The sequence below is a fragment of the Streptomyces sp. NBC_00440 genome, from assembly GCF_036014215.1.
Classification (GTDB): domain Bacteria; phylum Actinomycetota; class Actinomycetes; order Streptomycetales; family Streptomycetaceae; genus Streptomyces.
In genome coordinates this window covers 5,651,125-5,670,679 of record NZ_CP107921.1, presented here as the reverse complement: position 1 = coordinate 5,670,679, position 19,555 = coordinate 5,651,125, and the positions used below count along the sequence as shown (strand labels likewise).

20 protein-coding genes and 3 pseudogenes are annotated in these 19,555 nt (G+C 70.4%); 10 read left to right on the top strand and 13 right to left on the bottom strand.

The features are described 5' to 3' along the window. The first annotated feature begins 42 nt into the window (after positions 1 to 42). Genes OHB13_RS25570 through OHB13_RS25560 form a run of 3 tightly spaced genes read left to right on the top strand, consistent with a single transcriptional unit; the run spans position 43 to position 2,743 of the window. Positions 43 to 993 (top strand): ABC transporter substrate-binding protein, encoded by a 951-nt coding sequence (locus tag OHB13_RS25570; protein ID WP_328378628.1) that lies wholly within the window; start codon positions 43 to 45, stop codon positions 991 to 993. 29 nt (positions 994 to 1,022) lie between these two features. Next, positions 1,023 to 1,961 carry an amino acid ABC transporter permease gene (locus OHB13_RS25565; RefSeq protein ID WP_266853170.1) on the top strand — a complete coding sequence of 313 codons (939 nt, stop codon included), beginning with the start codon at positions 1,023 to 1,025 and terminating at the stop codon, positions 1,959 to 1,961. Continuing rightward, positions 1,958 to 2,743 (top strand): amino acid ABC transporter ATP-binding protein, encoded by a 786-nt coding sequence (locus OHB13_RS25560; protein ID WP_323183642.1) that lies wholly within the window; start codon positions 1,958 to 1,960, stop codon positions 2,741 to 2,743. Before OHB13_RS25565 ends, OHB13_RS25560 begins: the two co-directional genes overlap by 4 nt. A gap of 175 nt (positions 2,744 to 2,918) precedes the next feature. On the opposite strand, the pseudogene OHB13_RS25555 reads toward OHB13_RS25560, so the two are convergent. Then, positions 2,919 to 3,632 (bottom strand): annotated as a pseudogene (locus OHB13_RS25555) (class I SAM-dependent methyltransferase). Positions 3,633 to 3,779: 147 nt separating this feature from the next. On the opposite strand from OHB13_RS25555, the gene OHB13_RS25550 reads away from it, so the two are divergent. Then, positions 3,780 to 4,409 carry a CGNR zinc finger domain-containing protein gene (locus OHB13_RS25550; RefSeq protein ID WP_328378627.1) on the top strand — a complete coding sequence of 210 codons (630 nt, stop codon included), beginning with the start codon at positions 3,780 to 3,782 and terminating at the stop codon, positions 4,407 to 4,409. On the opposite strand, the gene sodX is transcribed toward OHB13_RS25550, so the two are convergent. Then, on the bottom strand, positions 4,313 to 4,738 hold the full coding sequence (gene sodX / locus OHB13_RS25545) for a nickel-type superoxide dismutase maturation protease (protein WP_266853173.1): 426 nt from the start codon (positions 4,736 to 4,738) through the stop codon (positions 4,313 to 4,315). The two genes, OHB13_RS25550 and sodX, sit on opposite strands and share 97 nt — an antisense overlap. Positions 4,739 to 4,880: 142 nt before the next feature. Between sodX and sodN the strand changes: the two genes are divergently transcribed. Next, on the top strand, positions 4,881 to 5,276 hold the full coding sequence (sodN, locus tag OHB13_RS25540; protein ID WP_266853175.1) for a superoxide dismutase, Ni: 396 nt from the start codon (positions 4,881 to 4,883) through the stop codon (positions 5,274 to 5,276). Positions 5,277 to 5,379: 103 nt separating this feature from the next. On the opposite strand, the gene OHB13_RS25535 is transcribed toward sodN, so the two are convergent. Then, the gene (locus tag OHB13_RS25535) at positions 5,380 to 6,135 is read right to left on the bottom strand and encodes a tyrosine-protein phosphatase (RefSeq protein WP_328378626.1); all 756 of its coding nucleotides are present in this window, start codon (positions 6,133 to 6,135) and stop codon (positions 5,380 to 5,382) included. A 143-nt stretch (positions 6,136 to 6,278) separates the two neighbouring features. Here OHB13_RS25535 and OHB13_RS25530 point away from each other — a divergent pair, with 143 nt between their 5' ends. Both OHB13_RS25530 and OHB13_RS25525 read left to right on the top strand, forming a co-directional pair. After that, positions 6,279 to 6,962 (top strand): helix-turn-helix domain-containing protein, encoded by a 684-nt coding sequence (locus OHB13_RS25530; protein ID WP_328378625.1) that lies wholly within the window; start codon positions 6,279 to 6,281, stop codon positions 6,960 to 6,962. Next, positions 6,962 to 7,747 (top strand): MFS transporter, encoded by a 786-nt coding sequence (locus OHB13_RS25525; RefSeq protein WP_443062968.1) that lies wholly within the window; start codon positions 6,962 to 6,964, stop codon positions 7,745 to 7,747. Before OHB13_RS25530 ends, OHB13_RS25525 begins: the two co-directional genes overlap by 1 nt. On the opposite strand, the pseudogene OHB13_RS25520 reads toward OHB13_RS25525, so the two are convergent. The 9 genes and pseudogenes from OHB13_RS25520 to OHB13_RS25480 all read right to left on the bottom strand — a co-directional run. After that, positions 7,701 to 8,192, bottom strand: a pseudogene (locus OHB13_RS25520) (DUF1349 domain-containing protein); the annotation flags it as partial. The gene OHB13_RS25525 and the pseudogene OHB13_RS25520 overlap by 47 nt on opposite strands. A 93-nt stretch (positions 8,193 to 8,285) precedes the next feature. Beyond that, positions 8,286 to 8,624, bottom strand: a pseudogene (locus OHB13_RS25515) (DUF952 domain-containing protein); the annotation flags it as partial. Positions 8,625 to 8,633: 9 nt separating this feature from the next. Beyond that, the gene (locus OHB13_RS25510) at positions 8,634 to 9,068 is read right to left on the bottom strand and encodes a carboxymuconolactone decarboxylase family protein (RefSeq protein ID WP_266860711.1); all 435 of its coding nucleotides are present in this window, start codon (positions 9,066 to 9,068) and stop codon (positions 8,634 to 8,636) included. A 381-nt stretch (positions 9,069 to 9,449) separates the two neighbouring features. Beyond that, entirely contained in the window at positions 9,450 to 9,800 is a 351-nt protein-coding gene (locus tag OHB13_RS25505) for a GntR family transcriptional regulator (protein WP_266853205.1), read from the bottom strand. Continuing rightward, the gene (locus OHB13_RS25500) at positions 9,800 to 10,765 is read right to left on the bottom strand and encodes a DUF1648 domain-containing protein (RefSeq protein ID WP_328378624.1); all 966 of its coding nucleotides are present in this window, start codon (positions 10,763 to 10,765) and stop codon (positions 9,800 to 9,802) included. Before OHB13_RS25500 ends, OHB13_RS25505 begins: the two co-directional genes overlap by 1 nt. A 224-nt stretch (positions 10,766 to 10,989) precedes the next feature. Next, a complete protein-coding gene (locus OHB13_RS25495; protein WP_266853209.1) occupies positions 10,990 to 11,415 on the bottom strand; it encodes a DUF6304 family protein in 426 nt (141 codons plus the stop codon). 242 nt (positions 11,416 to 11,657) lie between these two features. After that, positions 11,658 to 12,251 carry a GNAT family N-acetyltransferase gene (locus OHB13_RS25490; RefSeq protein WP_328378623.1) on the bottom strand — a complete coding sequence of 198 codons (594 nt, stop codon included), beginning with the start codon at positions 12,249 to 12,251 and terminating at the stop codon, positions 11,658 to 11,660. A 114-nt stretch (positions 12,252 to 12,365) separates the two neighbouring features. Beyond that, positions 12,366 to 13,406, bottom strand: coding sequence for a family 2 encapsulin nanocompartment cargo protein polyprenyl transferase (locus OHB13_RS25485; protein WP_328378622.1), 1,041 nt, complete (start codon positions 13,404 to 13,406; stop codon positions 12,366 to 12,368). Between the two features lie 111 nt (positions 13,407 to 13,517). Continuing rightward, positions 13,518 to 14,924: a family 2B encapsulin nanocompartment shell protein gene (locus OHB13_RS25480; RefSeq protein ID WP_328378621.1), complete on the bottom strand. Its 1,407-nt coding sequence runs from the start codon at positions 14,922 to 14,924 to the stop codon at positions 13,518 to 13,520. Positions 14,925 to 15,101: 177 nt separating this feature from the next. Between OHB13_RS25480 and OHB13_RS25475 the strand changes: the two genes are divergently transcribed. The 3 genes from OHB13_RS25475 (at position 15,102) to OHB13_RS25465 (ending at position 17,943) form a co-directional block, all read left to right on the top strand. Next, positions 15,102 to 15,548, top strand: a complete 447-nt coding sequence (locus tag OHB13_RS25475) for an RrF2 family transcriptional regulator (RefSeq protein ID WP_328378620.1) — start codon at positions 15,102 to 15,104, stop codon at positions 15,546 to 15,548. A gap of 195 nt (positions 15,549 to 15,743) precedes the next feature. Continuing rightward, positions 15,744 to 16,982 (top strand): globin domain-containing protein, encoded by a 1,239-nt coding sequence (locus tag OHB13_RS25470; protein WP_328378619.1) that lies wholly within the window; start codon positions 15,744 to 15,746, stop codon positions 16,980 to 16,982. 67 nt (positions 16,983 to 17,049) lie between these two features. Continuing rightward, complete coding sequence (locus OHB13_RS25465; RefSeq protein ID WP_328378618.1) at positions 17,050 to 17,943, top strand: 1-aminocyclopropane-1-carboxylate deaminase/D-cysteine desulfhydrase; 894 nt, start codon at positions 17,050 to 17,052, stop codon at positions 17,941 to 17,943. Here the strand turns inward: OHB13_RS25465 and OHB13_RS25460 are convergent. After that, positions 17,919 to 19,517, bottom strand: a complete 1,599-nt coding sequence (locus tag OHB13_RS25460; RefSeq protein WP_328378617.1) for a Na+/H+ antiporter — start codon at positions 19,515 to 19,517, stop codon at positions 17,919 to 17,921. The genes OHB13_RS25465 and OHB13_RS25460 overlap by 25 nt on opposite strands. Between the last annotated feature and the right edge of the window lie 38 nt (positions 19,518 to 19,555).

The following is a 19,555-nucleotide window of genomic DNA, read 5'->3' as shown; positions in this document are numbered from 1 at the left end:
GCGCCAGCATTCAGCTGTCCGATCCGCCGGAGGACCACCACCATGACCGCACGCTCCACGCGCCGCACGGCCGCAATGAAGTCCCGGACAGCCGCGGTCGGCGCGATCGCGGTCGCCGGCGCACTGCTGCTGACCGGCTGCGGCGACCAGACCAAGAACGGGCCCAAGAGCGACGGCACGGGTTCGGGCTCCGCACCGCTCGCGCATCTGCTGCCGCAGGCCGTCCGGTCCCAGGGCACCATCAAGGTCGGCTCCGACATCGCGTACGCGCCCGTCGAGTTCAAGGACAGTTCGGGCAAGGTCGCCGGGATCGACCCCGACCTGGGCGCGGCGCTCGGCAAGGAGCTCGGGGTGACGTTCCAGTTCGAGAACGGCACGTTCGACACCCTGGTCACCGGCCTGCGGGCCAAGCGCTACGACATCGCGATGTCCGCGATGACGGACACCAAGGACCGGCAGAACGGTGTGGAGAACGGCAAGAAGGTCGGCACCGGCGTCGACTTCGTCGACTACTACTCCGCCGGTGTGTCGATCTACACGCGGAAGGGCAAGGACGAGGGCATCAAGAACTGGGCCGACCTCTGCGGCAAGACGATCGTCATGGAGCGCGGCACGGTCTCCAACGACCTCGCCAAGGCCCAGGCGAAGAAGTGTCCGGCCGGCAAGAAGCTGACCATCCAGGCCTTCGACGACGACCAGCAGGCCCAGACCCGGCTGCGCTCGGGCGGCGCCGACGCCGGTTCCGCCGACTCCCCCATCGCCGCGTACGCGGTGAAGACCTCGGGCGGCGGCAAGGACTTCCAGATCGTCGGCCCGACGGTCCAGGCCGCCCCGTACGGCATCGCGGTCGCCAAGGGGAACGACCAGCTCACCAAGGCCCTCCAGCAGGCGTTGGACGCCATCATCAAGAACGGCACGTACGACAAGATCCTGGCCAAGTGGGGCGCCGAGCAGGGCGCGATCACCGCGGCCAAGGTCAACGGCGGATCCTGACCGGACGCCGGCGCTGAGAGGTATCACCTATGACTGCTGACATGGAAAAGGTGAGCGGCGCGGTCGACGCGCCGCCCACCGGACCGCAGGCCATCAGGGCCATCCCGGTCAGGCACTTCGGACGGTACGTCGCCGCGGTGGTGGCCGTGGCCCTGCTGGCCTCGATCGTCTACGCGTTCTCCCAGGGCAAGATCAACTGGGGTGCGATCCCGGACTACTTCTTCGACCACCGGATCATCCACGGTGTGGGCCAGACGCTGCTGCTCACCGTGCTCTCCATGGCGATCGGCATCGTCGGGGGCATCATCCTCGCGGTGATGCGGCTGTCGAAGAACCCGGTGACCTCGTCGATCGCGTGGTTCTACATCTGGTTCTTCCGGGGCACTCCGGTCCTGGTCCAGCTGATGGTCTGGTTCAACCTGGGCCTGGTCTTCACGTACATCAACCTCGGTCCGATCTACAAGGACTACTGGTCGAGCTTTATGACGCCGCTGCTGACGGCGCTGCTCGGTCTCGGCCTGAACGAGGCCGCGTACATGGCGGAGATCTGCCGGGCCGGGCTGCTCGCGGTCGACGAGGGCCAGACGGAGGCCGCTCACGCGCTCGGCATGAGCCATGCCAGGACGCTGCGGCGCATCGTGGTCCCGCAGGCGATGCGGGTCATCGTGCCGCCGACCGGCAACGAGGTCATCAACATGCTGAAGACCACCTCTCTGGTGGCCGCGGTGCAGTTCTACGAACTGCTGCGGACGGCCCAGGACATCGGGCAGACGTCCGGGGCCGCGGTGGAGATGCTGTTCCTGGCCGCCGCCTGGTATCTGGTGCTCACGACGATCTTCTCCATCGGCCAGTTCTACCTGGAGCGCTACTACGCGCGCGGCTCCAGCCGCAGCCTGCCGCTGACCCCGTTCCAGCGGGTCAGGGCGAACCTGGCTTCCTTCAGCAACCGCTCGGGGGTGTCCGCATGACGGCGACGGTGAAGGCCGGGAAGACGGCGATGGTGAAGGCCGAGGGCGTCCACAAGTCCTTCGGACCGACTCAGGTGCTCAAGGGGATCGACCTGGAGGTCGCCCCGCGCGAGGTGTTCTGCCTCATCGGCCCGTCGGGCTCCGGCAAGTCGACGTTCCTGCGGTGCATCAACCACCTGGAGAAGGTCAACGCCGGACGGCTGTACGTCGACGGGGACCTGGTCGGCTACCGCCAGAAGGGCGAGAAGCTCTACGAGCTGAAGGACAGCGAAGTCGCTCTGAAGCGCCGGGACATCGGCATGGTCTTCCAGCGCTTCAACCTCTTCCCGCACATGACCGCCATCGAGAACGTGATGGAGGCACCGGTCCAGGTGCGCGGTGAGGCCAAGGCCGTCGCGCGCGCCCGCGCCGAGCGGCTGCTGGACCGGGTCGGGCTCTCCGACAAGGCCGGCAGCTATCCGACGCAACTCTCCGGCGGTCAGCAGCAGCGGGTGGCCATCGCCCGCGCGCTGGCGATGGAGCCGAAGCTGATGCTCTTCGACGAGCCGACGTCGGCGCTCGACCCGGAGCTGGTGGGTGACGTACTGGACGTGATGCGCGGCCTCGCGGACGACGGCATGACGATGATCGTCGTGACCCACGAGATGGGCTTCGCCCGGGAGGTCGGCGATGCGCTGGTCTTCATGGACGACGGCGTGGTGGTCGAGTCGGGCCACCCGCGGGACGTCCTGACCGACCCGCAGCACGAGCGGACGAAGTCGTTCCTGTCGAAGGTGCTGTGAGCGGTCGCACCAGGCGTACGTGAAGGGGGGTACGGGCGCGTCGGCCCGTACCCCCCTTCACGTTCCGCACGCCCGCCGGACGCACGCGGGGCCTTCCGCACGCGTACCGGACGCACGCCGGGCCTTCCGCACGCCCGCCGGGCCGTCGGGGACCGTCGGAGCCTCCGGTTCCCGGCTACTTCACGGCGAGCACCAGGGTGTCGGACGGGGAGGCCCCCAGACAGGCCGCGCCTCCGCGAAGCCCGCCGCGCGCCGGGTGTCCGCGTGCCACCGGGCGGACGGCGTGTCCCCCTCCGCGTGCTCGCCGTAGATCCGGTACCGCTCGGCGGTCGGTCCCGCGAGGACGGGGTCCTTGGCGGCGAGGGCCCACCAGTCCGCCCAGTCGAGGGCGCCCGCGGCCCTGGCGCGGTCCATGGCGGCGTGCCGGTGGGCACGCTCGGCCGTGTTGATCCGCGGCGTCCCGTCGTCGGGTCATGTGGTCGGCGTTCATGTACACGCCGCCGTCCACGACGAGGGAGCCGATCTGCCCGTAGAGCGCGGCGAGCGGCTCGGTGTGCAGCCAGTGCAGCGCGGTCGCGGTCGTCACCGGCGAAGCAGCCCTCCGCGATGGCGAGCAGCGCAGGATCGAGATCCACGCCCGTACTGGTGGCTCCGGGGAACCGCTTCAGCAGCCGATCCGTGATACTTCCCGTACCGCATGCGAGATCCAGCACCCGGGGAGCAGGTCCCACCAGCGCCTCGACCTCCCCCATGGCCTTAAGGGCATGGGGGGACCCCCATCCAGCATGACCCGGAACCGCTCCTCGCGGTCGGGCATGTACCACTCCTGCTGCCGGTCCCAGCTCTCCTGCCAGGACTGCCAGTCCGTACCCGCCACCGACTCCGCCACCGCTTCCTCCACTGATCCGAAAACTGATCCGACCGCTGCGAACCCGTCCACAGCACCACTCAGGTACCCAGGTAATACCCTCGAAGGATGAGCAGCCATTACGGCCGCCCGCTCGTCGACACTAGACCGCCTCCGTAAGGACTACAAGTGGAACTGGCCTATTACTCGGACTACGCCGTGCGCCTGGTGAACACCGAGGAGCCGGCCCGCAACAGGGACTCCCTCACCTCGGTCGAAGCGGTACGCGAGCTCTTCGGCGCGAACTCGTCCGCGGCCCGGCGCGCCACGGACGCCGACGTCACCCGCTTCCGCTCGGTAAGGGGCAGGCTGCGCGCCGTGTTCAAGGCGGCGGACGAAGGGGACGAGACACTCGCGGTGGACCTGCTGAACTCACTGCTGCTGGAGTTCCCGGTCTCACCGCAGATCTCGGGCCACGACCACCGGGACGACGACGACCGGCCGCTGTGGCACATGCACCTGGCCGACCACCCGTCCAACGCGACATCCGGCTACGCCGCCATCGCCTCGATGGGGCTCGCCTTCCATCTCACCGAGTACGGGGTGGACCGGCTCGGCCTGTGCGAGGCAGCGCCGTGCCGCAACGCCTATCTCGACACATCGACAAACCGATCCCGGCGCTACTGCTCGGACCGCTGCGCGACCCGCGCCAACGTGGCCGCCTACCGCGCGCGCAAGCGCCTGGAGACGTCACGGTCCGCCAGCACCGGCCGCACCGCCGACGCCAGCCAGGAGAGCAGCACAGCGGCCGAGCGCTGACGGCCCGGCATGATGGGCCGGTACCTGGCCCGCACCCTCCCGAGCAGCAACTCCTCCGGTACGGTGCCGAACGCGCGGCTGTCCACGCCCTCGGCGTGCGTGTTGTCCCCCAGCACCCACCAGCCGCCCTCACGCCGCTCGATCAGCCGCTTCACGATCAGCAGATCCTGCTGCAGCGGATGGCGCAGCACAGCCACGTCGCCCGGCCTGAGCCCGGCGCCGTAATGCACCAGCAGCTGGTCACCGTGGAGCAGGGTGGGCACCATGGACGGCCCCGTCACCTCCGCCACACCCAACGGAGCCCGCGTCTCCCGCCCCTGATCCGTCATCCGGCACCTCCCGGTCCGATCGTCCACCAGTCCCATACTGACCCTGGACTTTTGTCCTAAGCCCCAGGGGGCACTCGCGAAATCGGGCCTCTCACGGAGTAATGTCCCACCCGAGAAGACGATCACGAGGAAGGACAGCTCCATGCTTTCCCGCCTGTTTGCCCCCAAGGTGAAGGTCAGCGCCCACTGCGACCTCCCCTGCGGCGTGTACGACCCGGCCCAGGCCCGCATCGAGGCCGAGTCGGTCAAGGCCGTACAGGAGAAGTACCAGGCCAACGAGGACCCGCACTTCCGGGCCCGCGCCACGGTCATCAAGGAAGAGCGCGCGGAGCTCGCCAAGCACCACGTGTCGGTGCTGTGGAGCGACTACTTCAAGCCGCCGCACTTCGAGAAGTACCCCGAGCTCCACCAGCTCGTCAATGACACCCTCAAGGCGCTGTCGGCTGCCAAGGGCTCGACGGACCCGGCCACGGGCCAGAAGGCGCTTGACTACATCGCCCAGATCGACAAGATCTTCTGGGAGACCAAGAAGGCCTGATCGCGGTGTTCGCACCCGACGGTCCGCAATGCGGACCGGAGCAGAAATCCGTGGGGCCCGACCGGCGCGACCGGTCGGGCCCCACGGTCGTTCAGGATCCCGCTCAAGCGGGCATGCGCTCCGGCCCTGGGGCCGGTTCCAGCAGGTTCCGCCGCAGCGCGGCAACCACCTCGTCCTGGATGTCCAGTTGGTCCGCGATGTAGCCGCGCACGGACCCGTACCGCTCGGTCAGGGCGGCCAGGAAGAGGCGCATCACGTCCTCGGGCGCGCGGCCGTAGCCGGGCCAGATCGGTCCCCGGCCGGGGTGTTCGGCCCGCCAGTCGGCGAGCAGGCGCTCGCTGGCCAGTCCGGTGAGGGTGAAGTCCTCGACGATGTCGGCCTCGGAGACCCCCAGGAGCGTCAGCACGAGCGCCGCCAGCAGGCCGGTGCGGTCCTTCCCCGATGTGCAGTGGAAGACGGCGGGCCGGTCCCCGGCGGCGATCACCTCGATGGCCCGGCTCAGTTCCCTGACGCCGTCATGAGCGACCTCCAGGTACCGCTCGGCGAGGTACGGGCCGGTCGCGATGTCCGGGCCGAGGCTCGGCTGGTCGTAGGGGCGGTGCTCGACGCTGAGGTGGTGGTAGGTGAACGACGGGTGCTCGGGGACGCGGCCCTTGGCGTCGATCTCCCAGGAGTAGCGCAGGTCGATGACGGTACCGATGTCCAGGGTGAGGAAGCGTTCCCAGTCCGCGCCGCCGAGCTTGGCCAGCGAGTCGGCACGGAACAGCCTCCCCGTGCGTACAGTGCTGCCTCCGTCGGCCGAACAGCCGCCCAGGTCACGGAAGTTGTGCAGCCGCTGGAAAGGCAGGGGTGCGTTCATAGCGCGGCAGCCTATGCCGTGGACCACGGGACGGGCGCGGCGGCCGCCAGTCGAGCGGAACGCGAACCGGAACCAGAAGCAGAAGCAGAAGCAGAAGCAGAAGAACTCTTCCGGAACAACTCTTCTGGTTCTACGGTGTCGTCATGGCCGAAGCACCCGCCCCGCCTGCATCCGAGCTGCCGGCACCCGACCCCCTCGCACCCGATCCCGCGCACGACGTCACGCTCGACGCCGCCGCCCTGCGGGTTCTCGCCCACCCGGTGCGGCTCAACCTGCTGAGCCGGCTGCGGCAGTACGGGCCCGCCACCGCCCGGCAGCTCGCCGCGCACTTCGCGCTCGACCCAGGGTCGGCCAGCTACCATCTGCGCCGCCTGGCTGCGGGCGGGCTGATCGAGGAGGACTCCGGCCGCGGCACCCGCCGGGACCGCTGGTGGCAGGCGCGGCACCGGACCTCCTTCCACGATCCCGGCACCAACAGACCGTCGGAGCAGGCGGACAGCCGCGCCTACGCCCAGGCACTGCTGCTCGCCTACAGCGACCAGCTGCGCAGGCTGGCGGGTACAGTGCCGCTGCTGCCCGACGACTGGTACGCCGCCTCGGTCTTCAGCGACTACACGCTGCTTCTGACGCCGGATGAACTCAATGCGATGAAAGCCGAGTTGGCGGACGTCGTCGGACGCTACCGGGAGCTCGGTCACGACAGGCCGCAGCGCGGCGCGGACAGCAAGAACAGCACGGACAGCGCGGACGGTACGGAAGGCACTGGCGGCCCCGTCCCCACCCCCGTCTCGGTCCAGTTGCAGTCGTTCCCGCTGCTCGACCGCTGATGACCGCCGCCCAGCGGGACGCCAACGTCCTGCGCTGGCTGGGGGCCTACACCGCGTCCGTGACCGGAGACGTGACCTACTTCCTCGCCCTGACCTGGGCCGCGACCCGTACCGCCGGCCCCGCGCAGGCCGGTGCGGTGCTGGCCGCCGGAGCTGTGCCGCGGGCTCTCCTGATGCTCGGCGGCGGTGTCGTCGCCGACCGGTTCGGGGCGCGCCGTGTGGTCGTCGTCAGCGATCTGGTGCGGTGCGCGGTCATCCTCACCGCCGCCGCGTTCATCTGGCTCGCGGGCGCCCAGCTCTGGCTGCTCTACGTCCTGGCGGTCGTCTTCGGCACCGTGGACGCGCTGTTCATGCCCGCTGTCGGGGCACTGCCGCCGCAGCTCACAGGGCCGGACCAGCTCGCCCGGGTGCAGGGTATGCGCAGCCTGTCCATCCGGTTCAGCAACGCCGTGGGGCCGATGGCCGGCGCCCTGGTGCTGGCCGCCGGTGGTGCGGCCGGTGCCTTCGGGGCGTCGGGGCTGCTCTTCTGCGGGTCGCTGGTGCTGCTCATCGCCGTACGCGTACGCCCGGTGCCGCACGCCCCGGCCGGGCCCGGCCGCACGACCGCCCGGCAGGACTTCCGGGCCGGTCTGCGCTACCTGCGGGAGAATACGTCCTGCCGTATGTCCCGCACGTCCCGCGCATCCCGCACGTCCTGCTCGCGCCGACAGCCTTCAGCCGCCTCGGTCAGCGGCCCCGTCAGCCGTGCAGCCGCCGGTCGGCGGGGCCGACCGCGAACCGGGTGAAGCGGACCCGCAGTCCCGCACGCTGCGGTGAGCAGCAGTACGGGCCCGCCGACGCCTTCGCTGCGGGGTCGAGCGGCGTCAGCCGGATCATCCGCCACGGGTCGCCGTCGGCGCGCGCCCGTACCGTCACCGCGTCACCCGAGCGGCTGGCCCGGACCGTGACCGGCCGGCCCGACCACTCCGGGACCGGCGCCATGGACCAGTCCGACACACCGCGGGTGGCCACCGCGCCGACCTGCGGTGCGCCGTCCGTCATCTCGACGCCCGCCTTGATCCAGTTCTCCTCGTCGGTGCGGATCAGGACGCCCGCCTGGTCGTAGAGCGTGTCGAAATCGGCCAGGAAGGTCACCTCGACCGCCGATCCCGCACTCAGCTCGGTCAGCAGCGCGTGTCCGTCGTCACGGACGAAGCCGTAGCTGGTCGTACGCCAGAAGTCGGTCCTGTCGCGGGTGGTCACCACCAGCTCCGCGCCGTCCGTCGTGGCGTGTGCGGGCGGGTTGAGCCAGGTCCCGTCCGACCAGTCGAGCGCGTAACCGTCCTGCCAGGGAACGACTTTGGTGACCGCGTCCACCGGGAGCGGCCCGTAGATGTGCGGGAAGGCGTCGGCGCCGGGCGCGGGGACCTCGTAGCGCAGCGGTACGGAGAGCAGCTCGCTGTCGATGACGAGCACGACCAGCTCACCGTGGCCCCTGTCGCTCCCCGTCCCGCCCCCGCCCCCGTAGAGGAAGTCGGCGACCGCGATGAGCTGGCCGCGCGTCGAGCAGTGGATGAAGCCCTCCTCCTGGAGGGTGCGGCCGCGGGTCGACATCTCGTACGTGCCGGCCGCGCGGGCCGCCTCCCACAGGGAGCGCTCGGTGATGTGCAGCAGTTCCGTCATGGTCCAACGCTATGCCTGCCCGGGAACGCCCCGGCCGGGGAAACGCTGCTCCGGAACGCCGTGCGCCGACCCGCCCGGCTTCTCCGGGTCGGTGAGCAGACCGTGTTCGGCGAAGACCTTCTTCGCCACGGCGGTGGCGTTGAGCGCCTTGGGCATCCCGCAGTAGACCGCGGAGTGCAGCAGCGCCTCGACGATCTCCTCCGCACTGAGACCGACGTTGAGCGCGGCGTTGATGTGGACGTCGAGCTGCGGTTCGCAGCCGCCGAGGGCGGTGAGCATCCCCAGGGTGACCAACTGCCGGTCGCGCAGCGCCAGCTGGGGCCTGGTGTAGATGTCGCCGAAGGCCCAGGCGACGATGTGATGCCCCAGGTCGGGCGAGATGTCGGCCAGGGAGTCGATCACCTGCCGGCCGCCCTCACCGACGACGCGGTCGAGCATCCCCATCCCCCGCTGCAGACGGTCCTGCCGGGTCTCGGCAACGGTGTCGGACGAGAGTGCCGTGGCGGCCTCCGGGGTGGCCGGATCGCTCGGGGTACTCATGGCTGCTCCGTTCCGGACTGCCCGTCGGGTATCGGGCAGCCGCGCAAAGTGACCGTACGAAGTAGGTGTACGGGTGGACGCGAACGGGGTGACCGTACGAGATGGCCGTACGGGTCGGCCGTACAAGGTGGTTGAACATTCGCCGTTCGTAGAGAGACGGTAAATGGTGGGCCTTGTACGGGACCCCGCCGGGGCCGGACAGAATGTGCGGGACGGGCAGACGGCAGTGGGTGTACGGCAGCGGGTGTACGGCGCGGCAGGGGTGGTGGTCGCCGCCGCGCAGCCTCAGAGAGCCTCGCGTACGAGGGCCAGTACGGCTTCGTCCGTGAGGCCCAGCTCCCTTGCCTCCGCAGCGAGTTCCCGTACCCGTACGAGCAGTCGCGCCCGCGCCCGGGAGGGCCCGCCGACGACCACCGCGCCCCTCCCCCTGCGCAGTTCGATCAGGCCCTCTTCCCGCAGCCGCTGGTAACCGCGCAGCACCGTATGGACGTTGACCCCGAGCGAGTCCGCGAGGACGCGGGCGGCGGGCAGCCGCTCGCCCGCGTCCACCCGGCCGTCCGCGACGGCGCCCCTGACGCACGCGGCGATCTGGTCCGCGAGCGGGATCGCTGATGACGGGTCGATCCGGAAGAGCATCAGCCGTTCGCCTGCCGCTCGGCCAGGGTGTTGAGCAGCGCGGCGGCGTCGGACGAGCCGTCGATGGTGACGGCGAAGTCGCGGCCGTTCGTGCGCCGGACCACGATGGCCTCCCCCGAGCGGAGGATGAGCCCGGAGCGGCCCGCGCGGAACCGATAGCCCCAGCCGCCGAAGTCCTTCAGGGCGTCTATGTCGCGGCTGGTGGCCTGCTCGACCTGGTCCAGCGGCACCCGGATACGCGGCCACGGCAGCCACCCGGTGGAGATGGTCAGGCCCCGGCGGTCCACGGTGACGTACGGCCTGGCAAAGGCCATCAGCACCAGGCCGACCACGACAGGCGCCACGGCGGCCTGGGGGCCCGAGACGGTCAGCGCGACGGCTCCGGCGACGACGACGGTCACCGCGAGCACCAGAAGCGGGCGGGCGCCCGCGTGGCGCGCCCAGCCGGCGGTCTCGCCTGCCGCGAGGTCGATCCGCTCGACGGGCCCTTCGGCGGGCGGCGGCAGCACGGACGGTACGAAACGGGCCAGCCACCAGCCGGCCCCGCCCGCCAGGACCGCCACCCCGACGGCGGCCGCGACCCGCCAGAACGGGAAGTCGACGGGGGTGTGCAGGTTGGCGTACAGGATCTCGGCCATGAGTGCGCCGATGAAGCCGGCGAGCGCCCAGCCCGTGACGATCAGACCCCGCGCCCCGCGGGCGATCAGCATCCAGATCGCCCCGAGGCCGATCAGGAGCCCGGTGGTGACGAGTACGTACTCCAGGTGCCCCGCCATGTCGTCCGGCCGGCCGCCGCTCCCGAAGTGGCTCGCCAGGCGGTGCGGCAGCCGGTTACGGAGCTGACTGAAGACCGCAAGATCGACGGCGTAGGCGAGCAGGAAGGGCATCCCGGCGACTGTCGCGCGCCGGATACGGCCGGATCGACGGCCGGACCCCATCGCGGCCCCTGTGGTGTTCTCCATCATTCCCGCATTCCCCCGTTCCTCCTATTGTTCGCATGCAAGTAGAATAATGCGCCGACGGGACCGTCAAGAGGAGGGGCGACGGGAATGGGGCGAGGCGAGGTGACAGCGCAGTGGGCACAGTCGTCACAGGGCAGCGGCCCCTCGCCGGCACATGAGGTGAGCATGTGTGCCGATGAGGGGTCGCTTACCGGGAACGGACGGGAGCCGGCCGGAGCTGAAAGACCCTAGACGGCTGCGGAGAAGGGTGCCTGGAGGGTGGAACCGGGCGGAAGTTGCTCCTGGATCAGGGCGACCGCGGCGCCGAAGTCGCCCTGGTCGTTGCCCGATACGTAACTCGTGCCGCCGTAGTGCAGTGTGACGCCGAGATCGGTGGCCGGGCGGCGCAAAGCCAGCAGGCAGCTCAGCGTGGCCTGCTGGGCCGTACTGTCGCCGGCGACGACCGGCAACGGCATGTCCCACTCCAGGACGCAGTCACTCAACGGCTCGGCCCCCTCAGGCACTTCACCCACCGGCTCGAACGAGTCGAACGAAGCTCCGGCGTAGTCGACTCCCCTGATCCGGGTGCGGAGTTGACGCTCTACGGCGCTGATCACTAGGGCATCTGATCCATGGCTGTCCCGGTACCAGCCGGCCCATGACTGTGGTGTCATGAGCGCGACTGTAGCGCCGCCACCAGCTCGGCGTCACCAAGAGTGATCAAGTCCGGAATTACTGGTTCCTGGTGCACTTCGCGCCCGGCATCCCTTTCCTGACGGGCCGAAAGGTCCTGTAACGTACCCGCCCGCACCACCCGACGAGCGCACGTACGAGCGCACATACGAGTGACCGGCCGGACCACCGAACAGGTGAGCCACCACCACGGTCGCCGCACCCCCTCGCCCTGCCCCGTGGATCAGCCGCGCGGCTCGCGCCACATCGGCCACATCTGCGGACCGTCGGGCAGCTGGACCGCGGTACCCATGAACACGAACCCGAGCCGCTCGTAGAGCCCGCGGCTGCGCGCGCTGCTCGCCTCCAGATACGCCGGAACACCTTCCCGGTCGCAGCGCTCCAGTACGGGCGCCATCAGTGCGGTCCCCAGTCCCTCACCCTGCCGTTCCGGCGTCACACCGATCATCAGCAGGTAGACGTGCGCCCGGTCGTGCGGATGGAGTTCGCCCGTCAACCGCCCCACCAGTTCGGCCCGTTCGTTCTCCGGGTCGGCGGCCTCCCGCATCCGGGCGGGTGTGTCGTCCTCCTCCTCCGGTACGCCGGCGGGAATGTCGAGCCAGAGCGCCATCGCCGTGTGGTCCTCGGCGAGGTCGACCCGGCCCTCGGCGAGAGCCACGTCGATGAAGACCCCGAGGAACTTGCCGTGCACCTCCCTGCGGTGGGCTTCCTCCGGGAACACCCATTTGCTCACCGGGTCCCGCATGAAGGAGTCGTCAAGAAGCCGTACGAGCACCTCGCGGTCGGCCTCGCCCGCCTGTCGTATCGCCACGCCCATGGTCCGGTCCTCTTCTCTCGCCGTTCACGTCGCTCGATAACTCGCAGACGTGATCCTAGAGTTGGCCGGACCGGACCATGGGCGTACAGCGGCACAGCGGCACAGCGGTACGGATCAGCGGCTGCGCCGCGTCACATACTCCGCGAGGGAGAGCAGGCCTCCCGCCGCCGCGAGATCGGGAACCGCGCGGGAGAGATGGCCGACGGCTCTGGCCATCCGGTCGGCCGCCTCGGTCTGCGCCCAGTCCCGGCCGCCGGCCCGGTCGACGGCGTCGGCGGCCCGTCTGATGCCGTCCGCGTCGAGCGGGCCGCCGTACAGCTCAGCCAGCTCCGCCGCCGCCGCGGTGCCCGAGCTCAGCGCGGCCACCACCGGCAGCGACTTCTTGTGGGCGGCGAGATCCGCACCGGCCGGCTTGCCGGTGTGGGACGGCTCGCCCCAGATGCCGATCAGGTCGTCGATCAGCTGGAAGGCGAGCCCGGCCTCCCGGCCGAACGCGTCCATCGCCGCCGCTGCTTCGGGTCCGGCGCCCGCGTAGAGCGCACCCATCGCGCAGGCGCAGCCGAGCAGTGCCCCGGTCTTGGCCTCGGCCATGCTCAGGCATTCGTCCAGGGTGACCTCCGCACGGGTCTCGAAGGCGCAGTCCGCCTGCTGTCCCGCGCAGAGCTCGATGACGCAGGCCGTGAGCCGGCCGCTGGCCGCCTTCGCCGCGGGGTGCGGGTCCTCCGCGAGCAACCGCAGGGCCAGTGCCTGCATCGCGTCCCCAGCTATGACCGCGTCGGGTATGCCGAAGACGGTCCAGGCGGTCGCCCTATGCCTCCGGGTGGCATCCCGGTCGATGACGTCGTCGTGCAGCAGGGTGAAGTTGTGCACCAGCTCCACGGCGGTGGCCGCCCGTACCGCCTGCGGGATGTCTCCGTTCAGCGCCTGGACAGCGGCCAGGACGAGCGCGGGTCGGATCGCCTTGCCCGCCTGCCCCGCGGCCGGCGAGCCGTCCGACTGCTCCCAACCGAAGTGGTACATCCCGATGTTCCGCATGGGGCCGGGCAGGGACTCCAGCGCCGAGCGGAGTTCCGGGTCGACGACGGTGCGGGTGTGTTCCAGGAGCGCTGCGGCCTCATGCCCTCCGGTCGCAGCGTCCGTTCTGGTCATGGTCATGGTTCGCTTCCTCTGCGGCGTGCGTACGGCTCGGTCGCCACGAGCGCCCCGGACGCACCGGTCCCCGCAGCGGTCTGGCCGCCGTCCGGGCCGGCCGTCCGGGGCGTCACCTCACCGCCAGCGGCTGACTTCGACGTTCTCCAGCACTCCCAGGGCGTCGGGTACCAGCACGGCAGCGGAGTAGTAGGCCGTCACCAGGTAGGAGATGATCGCCTTCTCGTCGATGCCCATGAAGCGGACCGACAGGCTCGGCTCGATCTCGTCGGGGATGCCGCTCTGCTGGAGTCCGATGACGCCCTGTTCGGACTCGCCGGTCCTCATGCAGATGATCGATGTGGTGCGGGCGTCGCTGACCGGGATCTTGTTGCACGGGAAGATCGGCACCCCGCGCCAGGCGGGCACCTGGTGGCCCCCCATGTCGACGCTCTCCGGTACGAGGCCGCGCTTGTTGCACTCGCGGCCGAACGCGGCGATGGCCTTCGGGTGGGCGAGGAAGAGCTTCGATCCGCGTCGGCGCGAGAGGAGTTCGTCCATGTCGTCCGGGCTGGGCACTCCGTCGTGCGGCTGGATCCGCTGGCCGTAGTCGCAGTTGTTGAGCAGGCCGAACTCGCGGTTGTTGACGAGCTCGTGCTCCTGGCGCTCCCGCAGCGCCTCGACGGTGAGCCGCAACTGGTGCTCGGTCTGGTTCATCGGCTGGTTGTAGAGGTCGGCGACCCTGCTGTGGACCTTCAGCACGGTCTGGGCGACGCTCAGTTCGTACTCGCGGGGCGCGCCCTCGTAGTCGACGTACGTGTGCGGGAGGACCGCCTCACCGCGGTGGTCCGCGGAGAGGTCGATCGCCGCTTCGCCGTAGCTGTTGGTGCGCTGTGCGGGCAGCGAGGCCAGCCCGGCGAGATGGTCGCGCAGCGAGTCGGCGCGCTCCGCGAGGTTCAGCACGTCCGCCCTGGTCAGTTCAAGTGCGACGCACGCGGTGTCGGCGCGGGCCGTGTAGTCCCAGGTCGCATCCTCGTCCAGCAGCGCCTGGTCGCCGAAGTACGCACCGTCGGCCAGCGAACCGAGGACGGTCTCCTCCCCGTAGGGCCCCGTGCCGACCTTCTGGACCCGGCCGTGGGCCAGCAGGAACACCCGGTCCGCCGTGTCGCCCTCGGCGGCCAGCACATCGCCCTCCGCGAACTCCCGCTGAGTGCAGCGCTGCGCCAGCTCGGCCAGGGCCGCCTCGTCCGCGTAGTCCCGCAGGGCGGGCAGCTCACCGAGCTCGGCCGGGATGACCTGGACACGGTCGCCGGTCTGCACGAACGTCACGCGGCCGTCACCGACCGAGTAGCTCAGCCGCCGGTTCACCCGGTACGTACCACCCTGGACCTGGACCCACGGGAGCATCTTCAGCAGCCACCGTGAGGTGATCTCCTGCATCTGCGGCGCGGACTTGGTGGTCGTTGCGAGGTTCCGCGCAGCTGCCGTGCCCAGACTCTGCTGCGGCGGTGCCTGCGTGTCGCGAACCTCTTCACCAACGGACATCTGACGCCCCTTCAATCATCGACTGACGTGCGTTGAAGAGCCTTTCAGCGGAGACCGGCGGCGCGCCATTACACAAAAGAGTGTGACTAATAGGGCTTTGAGGTGGGCACAGGGTCGTTCGTTGCCCAGGACGGTCATAACTTGCATCCTCTATGCAAGTTATCTACCGTGACGCCCATGCGGCTGACCAGATTCACCGACGTGGCACTGCGCGTACTGATGCGCCTCGCCGTCACGGAGGACGGCGAGGCGCCGGCGACCCGGGAGGTCGCGGCGGCCATGCGCGTGCCGTACAGCCACACCGCGAAGATCGTCGCCCGCCTCCAGCACCTCGGCCTGGTCGAGGCGCGCCGGGGTCGCGGCGGCGGCCTCAGTCTCACCGGAACAGGCCGCTCCGCCTCCATCGGCGGGCTGGTCCGTGAACTCGAAGGACCCGGCGACGTCGTGGAGTGCGAGGGTGCCACCCCGTGCCCGCTCCGTTCGGCCTGCCTGCTGCGGGGCGCTCTGAGCCGGGCACAGGAGGCGTTCTACGCGTCACTGGACCCGCTGACCGTGACCGACCTGGTCGCCTCCCCCACCGGACCGCTGCTGATCGGTATCGGCAGCCGCCCCGACGACGGCTGACCGCGCCGGCACCGCACCGCACCGCACCAACTCCGCAACCCTGGACCACCACTCACCGGTACAGCCGCGCAGCCACTCATACGTCGTTCGTAGCCAAAAATACGCATCTCACATACCAATTCAAGAGCGACACCCAGAGCAGGACCCAGAGCCAGAAACCAGAGCAGGAACCAGAGCAGGAACCAGGAGTCCCCGATGCTCAGCGAGCCGTCGACCGCCACCGTCCGAGCCACTCTCCCCGCCGTCGGCGCGGCCATCGGGGACATCGCCGATCTCTTCTACCGCAAGCTGTTCGACGCCCACCCGGAGCTGCTGCGCGACCTCTTCAACCGTGGCAACCAGGCATCCGGCGCCCAGCGGCAGGCACTCGCCGGCTCCATCGCCGCCTTCGCCACCCAGCTGGTGGAGCACCCGGACACCCGCCCCGACGTCATGCTCGGCCGTATCGCCCACAAGCACGCCTCACTCGGGATCACCCCCGACCAGTACGGCGTCGTGCACACCCATCTCTTCGCCGCCGTCGCCGAGGTGCTGGGCGACGCGGTCACCCCGGAGGTCGCCGCCGCCTGGGACGAGGTCTACTGGCTGATGGCCAACGCCCTGATCGCCCTGGAGGCCCGGCTCTACGCGGAGCGGGAGGCCGTCGCGGGCGACGTCTGGCGCGAGTGGGACGTGGTGTCCAGGACCGAGGAGACCGCCGACACCGCCACCTTCCGGCTCCGCCCCGCCGACGGCTCGCCCGCCCCCGGCTTCCGGCCCGGCCAGTACGTCTCCGTCCAGGCCCGGCTCCCCGACGGGGCCCGCCAGATCCGCCAGTACAGCCTCTCCGGCGCCCCCGGCGGACAGCTCCACTCGATCACCGTGAAGCGCGTGAGCGACGACGCTTCCCCGGACGGCGCTTCTCCCCACAGCCGCAGCGCTTCCCCGGACGGCGAGGTCTCGCACCACCTCCACGCACACGTGCGGACCGGCGACCGGCTCCGGGTCTCCCTCCCGTACGGCGACCTCGTCATCGGCCCGGACGCGGCGGACGCCCCGCTCGTGCTCGCATCGGCCGGAATCGGCTGCACCCCGATGCTGGCGATGCTGGAACACCTCGCGGGCGCCGGACACCCCGCCCCGGTCACCGTCGTGCACGGCGACCGCACCCCGGCGGACCACGCCCTGCGCGCCGAACACGCCCTCCTCGCCGAGAAGCTGCCGGACGCCGCCGCGCACTTCTGGTATGAGCACCCCGGGCCGGAGCACCCGGCCGACCGCACCGGTCTGGTCGATCTGAGCGGCCTCCCCTTCGCGCCCGGGACCCACGCGTACCTCTGCGGGCCGCTGCCCTTCATGCGCTCCGTGCGGGCCCAGCTGCTGGCCGGCGGCGTGCGGGCCGCCGACATCCACTACGAGGTGTTCGGCCCGGACCTCTGGCTCGCCGCGAGCTGACGGACGGACCGGACGGACCGGACGGACCGGCCCCGCGCGCCGGACCCCCGGGGCGGACAATGGGCCCATGCCCCCTGGAGACCCCGGCCACGACCGGCTGCGACCGCTGCTGCCGTCGCCGCTGGAGCCGCTCGACGACGAGCGCTTCGCCCGGCACGGCGTACAGCTGCTGCTCAAACGTGACGACCTGATCCACCCCGATCTGCCGGGCAACAAATGGCGGAAACTCGCACCCAATCTGACGGCAGCAGCCGGGCGGACCGTGCTGACGTTCGGTGGCGCGTACTCCAACCATCTGCGGGCCACCGCCGCCGCGGGCCGGCTGCTCGGCTTCCCGACCGTCGGTGTCGTACGCGGGGACGAGCTGGCCCACCGCCCGCTCAACCCGTCCCTCGCGCAGTGCGCGGCCGACGGTATGCGGCTGCACTTCGTGGACCGCACGGCCTACCGGGCCAAGGCGGTCCCGGCCGGTCTCGACACCACCGGGATGTACGTCATACCCGAGGGCGGCAGCAACACCGCGGCTGTGCACGGCTGCGGCGCGCTCGGCCGGGAACTGCACGGGCTCGCCGACACCGTCGCGGTGGCCGTAGGCACGGGCGGCACACTCGCGGGACTGGCGGCCGGCCTCACGGCGGACCAGCGCGCCATCGGTTTCCCCGTCCTGAAGGGCGGCTTCCTCCCCACTGAGGTCGCGACGCTCCAGCAGGCCACTTTCGGGGCCCGGACCGGTGACTGGCGGCTGGACGACCGGTTCCACTTCGGCGGTTACGCCCGCACGCCACCGGAACTCGAAGCCTTCGCCATCGGATTCGAGGAGCGGCACGGAGTCCCCGTCGAGCGGGTCTACGTCGCCAAGATGCTGTACGGGCTGACGGAGCTGGCCGCCGACGGCGCCTTCCCGCCGGGCACCCGGGTGGCCGCCGTCATCACAGGTCAGCCCGTCTCCTCCTCGCGGTAGGCGGCCGCCTCCTCCAGATCCAGCCTGCGCAGCAGCGTCCTGAGGAGTTCGTCGTCGATGCTCCTCCGGTCGCGCAGTTCGACGAAGACCTCGCGCTCGGCGCCGATCATCGCCCGTGCGAGCCGCCGGTAGGTGTCGTCGGCGCTCTCGCCGGTGTGCTCGTTCACCGTGCCGAGCCGTTCCCAGACCGCGTTCCTACGCCGCGCCATCACGGTGCGCAACCGGTCGGCGAGCGGTTCCGGGAGGCCGTTGTCCTCTTCGGCGAGCATCGAGTTCAGCAGGTTCTCGGCCGCCTGCGACGCCTCGTTCTGCGCCTCGGCCTCGGCGAGCGTCTCGGCGTGCGCGTCACGGCCCGGGATCTTCAGCAGCCGGATCAGCGGCGGCAGGGAGAGCCCCTGGACGACCAGGGTCGCGATCACCGTCGTGAAGGTCAGGAAGAGCACCAGGTTCCGGGACGGGAAGGGTGCGCCGTGCGCGGTCAGCGGGATCGAGAAAGCGATGGCGAGCGAGACCACGCCGCGCATTCCCGCCCAGCCGATGACGACCGGCGCGGTCCAGTCCGTATCGGGTTCGCGTTCCCGGATCCCGCTGAAGAGCATGCGCGGCAGGAAAGTGGCGGGAAAGACCCAGACGAAGCGCACCACCACGACGATCACGAAAACGACCGCCGCATACCAGGCGGCCTCCCCTGCACCGTAAGCGCCGAGTCTCCGGAGCACAAAGGGCAATTGCAGGCCGATCAGCGCGAAGACCGTCGATTCCAGAATGAAGGAAACCATTTTCCAAACGGCCTCCTCCTGGAGCCTGGTGGCGAAGTCGACCTGCCAGGAACGGTGTCCCAGATAGAGCGCGACGACCACCACGGCGAGCACCCCCGAAGCGTGCACCCGCTCCGCCGCCGCATAGGCGACGAAGGGAATGAGCAGCGAGAGGGTGTTCTGCAGCAGCGCTTCCTTGAGGTGGGTGCGCAGCCAGTGCAGCGGCACCATCAGGACCAGGCCGACACCGATTCCGCCGACCGACGCCAGAGCGAATTCGCCGAGCCCCTCCGCCCAGGAGACCCCGGCGCCGACCGCGGCCGCCAGCGCCACCTTGTAGGCGGTGATCGCGGTCGCGTCGTTGACGAGCGATTCGCCCTGCAGGATCGTCGTGAGCCGGGAGGGCAGCCCGAGGCGCCGGGCGATGGCGGTGGCCGCCACCGCGTCGGGCGGCGCGACCACCGCACCGAGCACCAGGGCCGCGGTGAGCGAGAGATCCGGCACGATCAGATAGGCGAGCCAGCCCACCACCACGGTCGCGAACAGCACATAGCCGACCGAGAGCAGCGCGACGGGCCGCAGATTGGCCCGCAGATCCAGGTACGAGGAGTCGACGGCCGCGGTGTGGAGCAGCGGCGGCAGCACCAGCGGCAGGACGACCCCGGGATCCAGCGTGTACTCGGGCACCCATGGCAGATACGCGGCGCCGAGCCCGACCGCGACCAGCAGCAGCGGCGCCGCCACCGGTGTCCGGCGTGCGATGCCCGCCACCGCCGCGCTGCCCGCCACCAGTGCCACCAGCGGCAATGCGTCCATGGGTCTCCCCGCCCTCGGTCCCGGTCCGTCGTAACCTG

What these genes read in the sequence shown, in the direction of transcription:
- OHB13_RS25480 (WP_328378621.1), bottom strand. Translation starts at nt 14,924, where the DNA reads ATGTCCGTTGGTGAAGAGGTTCGCGACACGCAGGCACCGCCGCAGCAG.
- OHB13_RS25495 (WP_266853209.1), bottom strand. Translation starts at nt 11,415, where the DNA reads ATGACACCACAGTCATGGGCCGGCTGGTACCGGGACAGCCATGGATCA.
- OHB13_RS25490 (WP_328378623.1), bottom strand. Translation starts at nt 12,251, where the DNA reads ATGGGCGTGGCGATACGACAGGCGGGCGAGGCCGACCGCGAGGTGCTC.
- OHB13_RS25470 (WP_328378619.1), top strand. Translation starts at nt 15,744, where the DNA reads ATGCTCAGCGAGCCGTCGACCGCCACCGTCCGAGCCACTCTCCCCGCC.
- OHB13_RS25500 (WP_328378624.1), bottom strand. Translation starts at nt 10,765, where the DNA reads ATGATGGAGAACACCACAGGGGCCGCGATGGGGTCCGGCCGTCGATCC.
- OHB13_RS25510 (WP_266860711.1), bottom strand. Translation starts at nt 9,068, where the DNA reads ATGGGGATGCTCGACCGCGTCGTCGGTGAGGGCGGCCGGCAGGTGATC.
- OHB13_RS25530 (WP_328378625.1), top strand. Translation starts at nt 6,279, where the DNA reads ATGGCCGAAGCACCCGCCCCGCCTGCATCCGAGCTGCCGGCACCCGAC.
- OHB13_RS25475 (WP_328378620.1), top strand. Translation starts at nt 15,102, where the DNA reads ATGCGGCTGACCAGATTCACCGACGTGGCACTGCGCGTACTGATGCGC.
- OHB13_RS25565 (WP_266853170.1), top strand. Translation starts at nt 1,023, where the DNA reads ATGACTGCTGACATGGAAAAGGTGAGCGGCGCGGTCGACGCGCCGCCC.
- OHB13_RS25485 (WP_328378622.1), bottom strand. Translation starts at nt 13,406, where the DNA reads ATGACCATGACCAGAACGGACGCTGCGACCGGAGGGCATGAGGCCGCA.
- OHB13_RS25560 (WP_323183642.1), top strand. Translation starts at nt 1,958, where the DNA reads ATGACGGCGACGGTGAAGGCCGGGAAGACGGCGATGGTGAAGGCCGAG.
- OHB13_RS25570 (WP_328378628.1), top strand. Translation starts at nt 43, where the DNA reads ATGACCGCACGCTCCACGCGCCGCACGGCCGCAATGAAGTCCCGGACA.
- sodX (WP_266853173.1), bottom strand. Translation starts at nt 4,738, where the DNA reads ATGACGGATCAGGGGCGGGAGACGCGGGCTCCGTTGGGTGTGGCGGAG.
- OHB13_RS25525 (WP_443062968.1), top strand. Translation starts at nt 6,962, where the DNA reads ATGACCGCCGCCCAGCGGGACGCCAACGTCCTGCGCTGGCTGGGGGCC.
- OHB13_RS25465 (WP_328378618.1), top strand. Translation starts at nt 17,050, where the DNA reads ATGCCCCCTGGAGACCCCGGCCACGACCGGCTGCGACCGCTGCTGCCG.
- OHB13_RS25535 (WP_328378626.1), bottom strand. Translation starts at nt 6,135, where the DNA reads ATGAACGCACCCCTGCCTTTCCAGCGGCTGCACAACTTCCGTGACCTG.
- OHB13_RS25460 (WP_328378617.1), bottom strand. Translation starts at nt 19,517, where the DNA reads ATGGACGCATTGCCGCTGGTGGCACTGGTGGCGGGCAGCGCGGCGGTG.
- sodN (WP_266853175.1), top strand. Translation starts at nt 4,881, where the DNA reads ATGCTTTCCCGCCTGTTTGCCCCCAAGGTGAAGGTCAGCGCCCACTGC.
- OHB13_RS25505 (WP_266853205.1), bottom strand. Translation starts at nt 9,800, where the DNA reads ATGCTCTTCCGGATCGACCCGTCATCAGCGATCCCGCTCGCGGACCAG.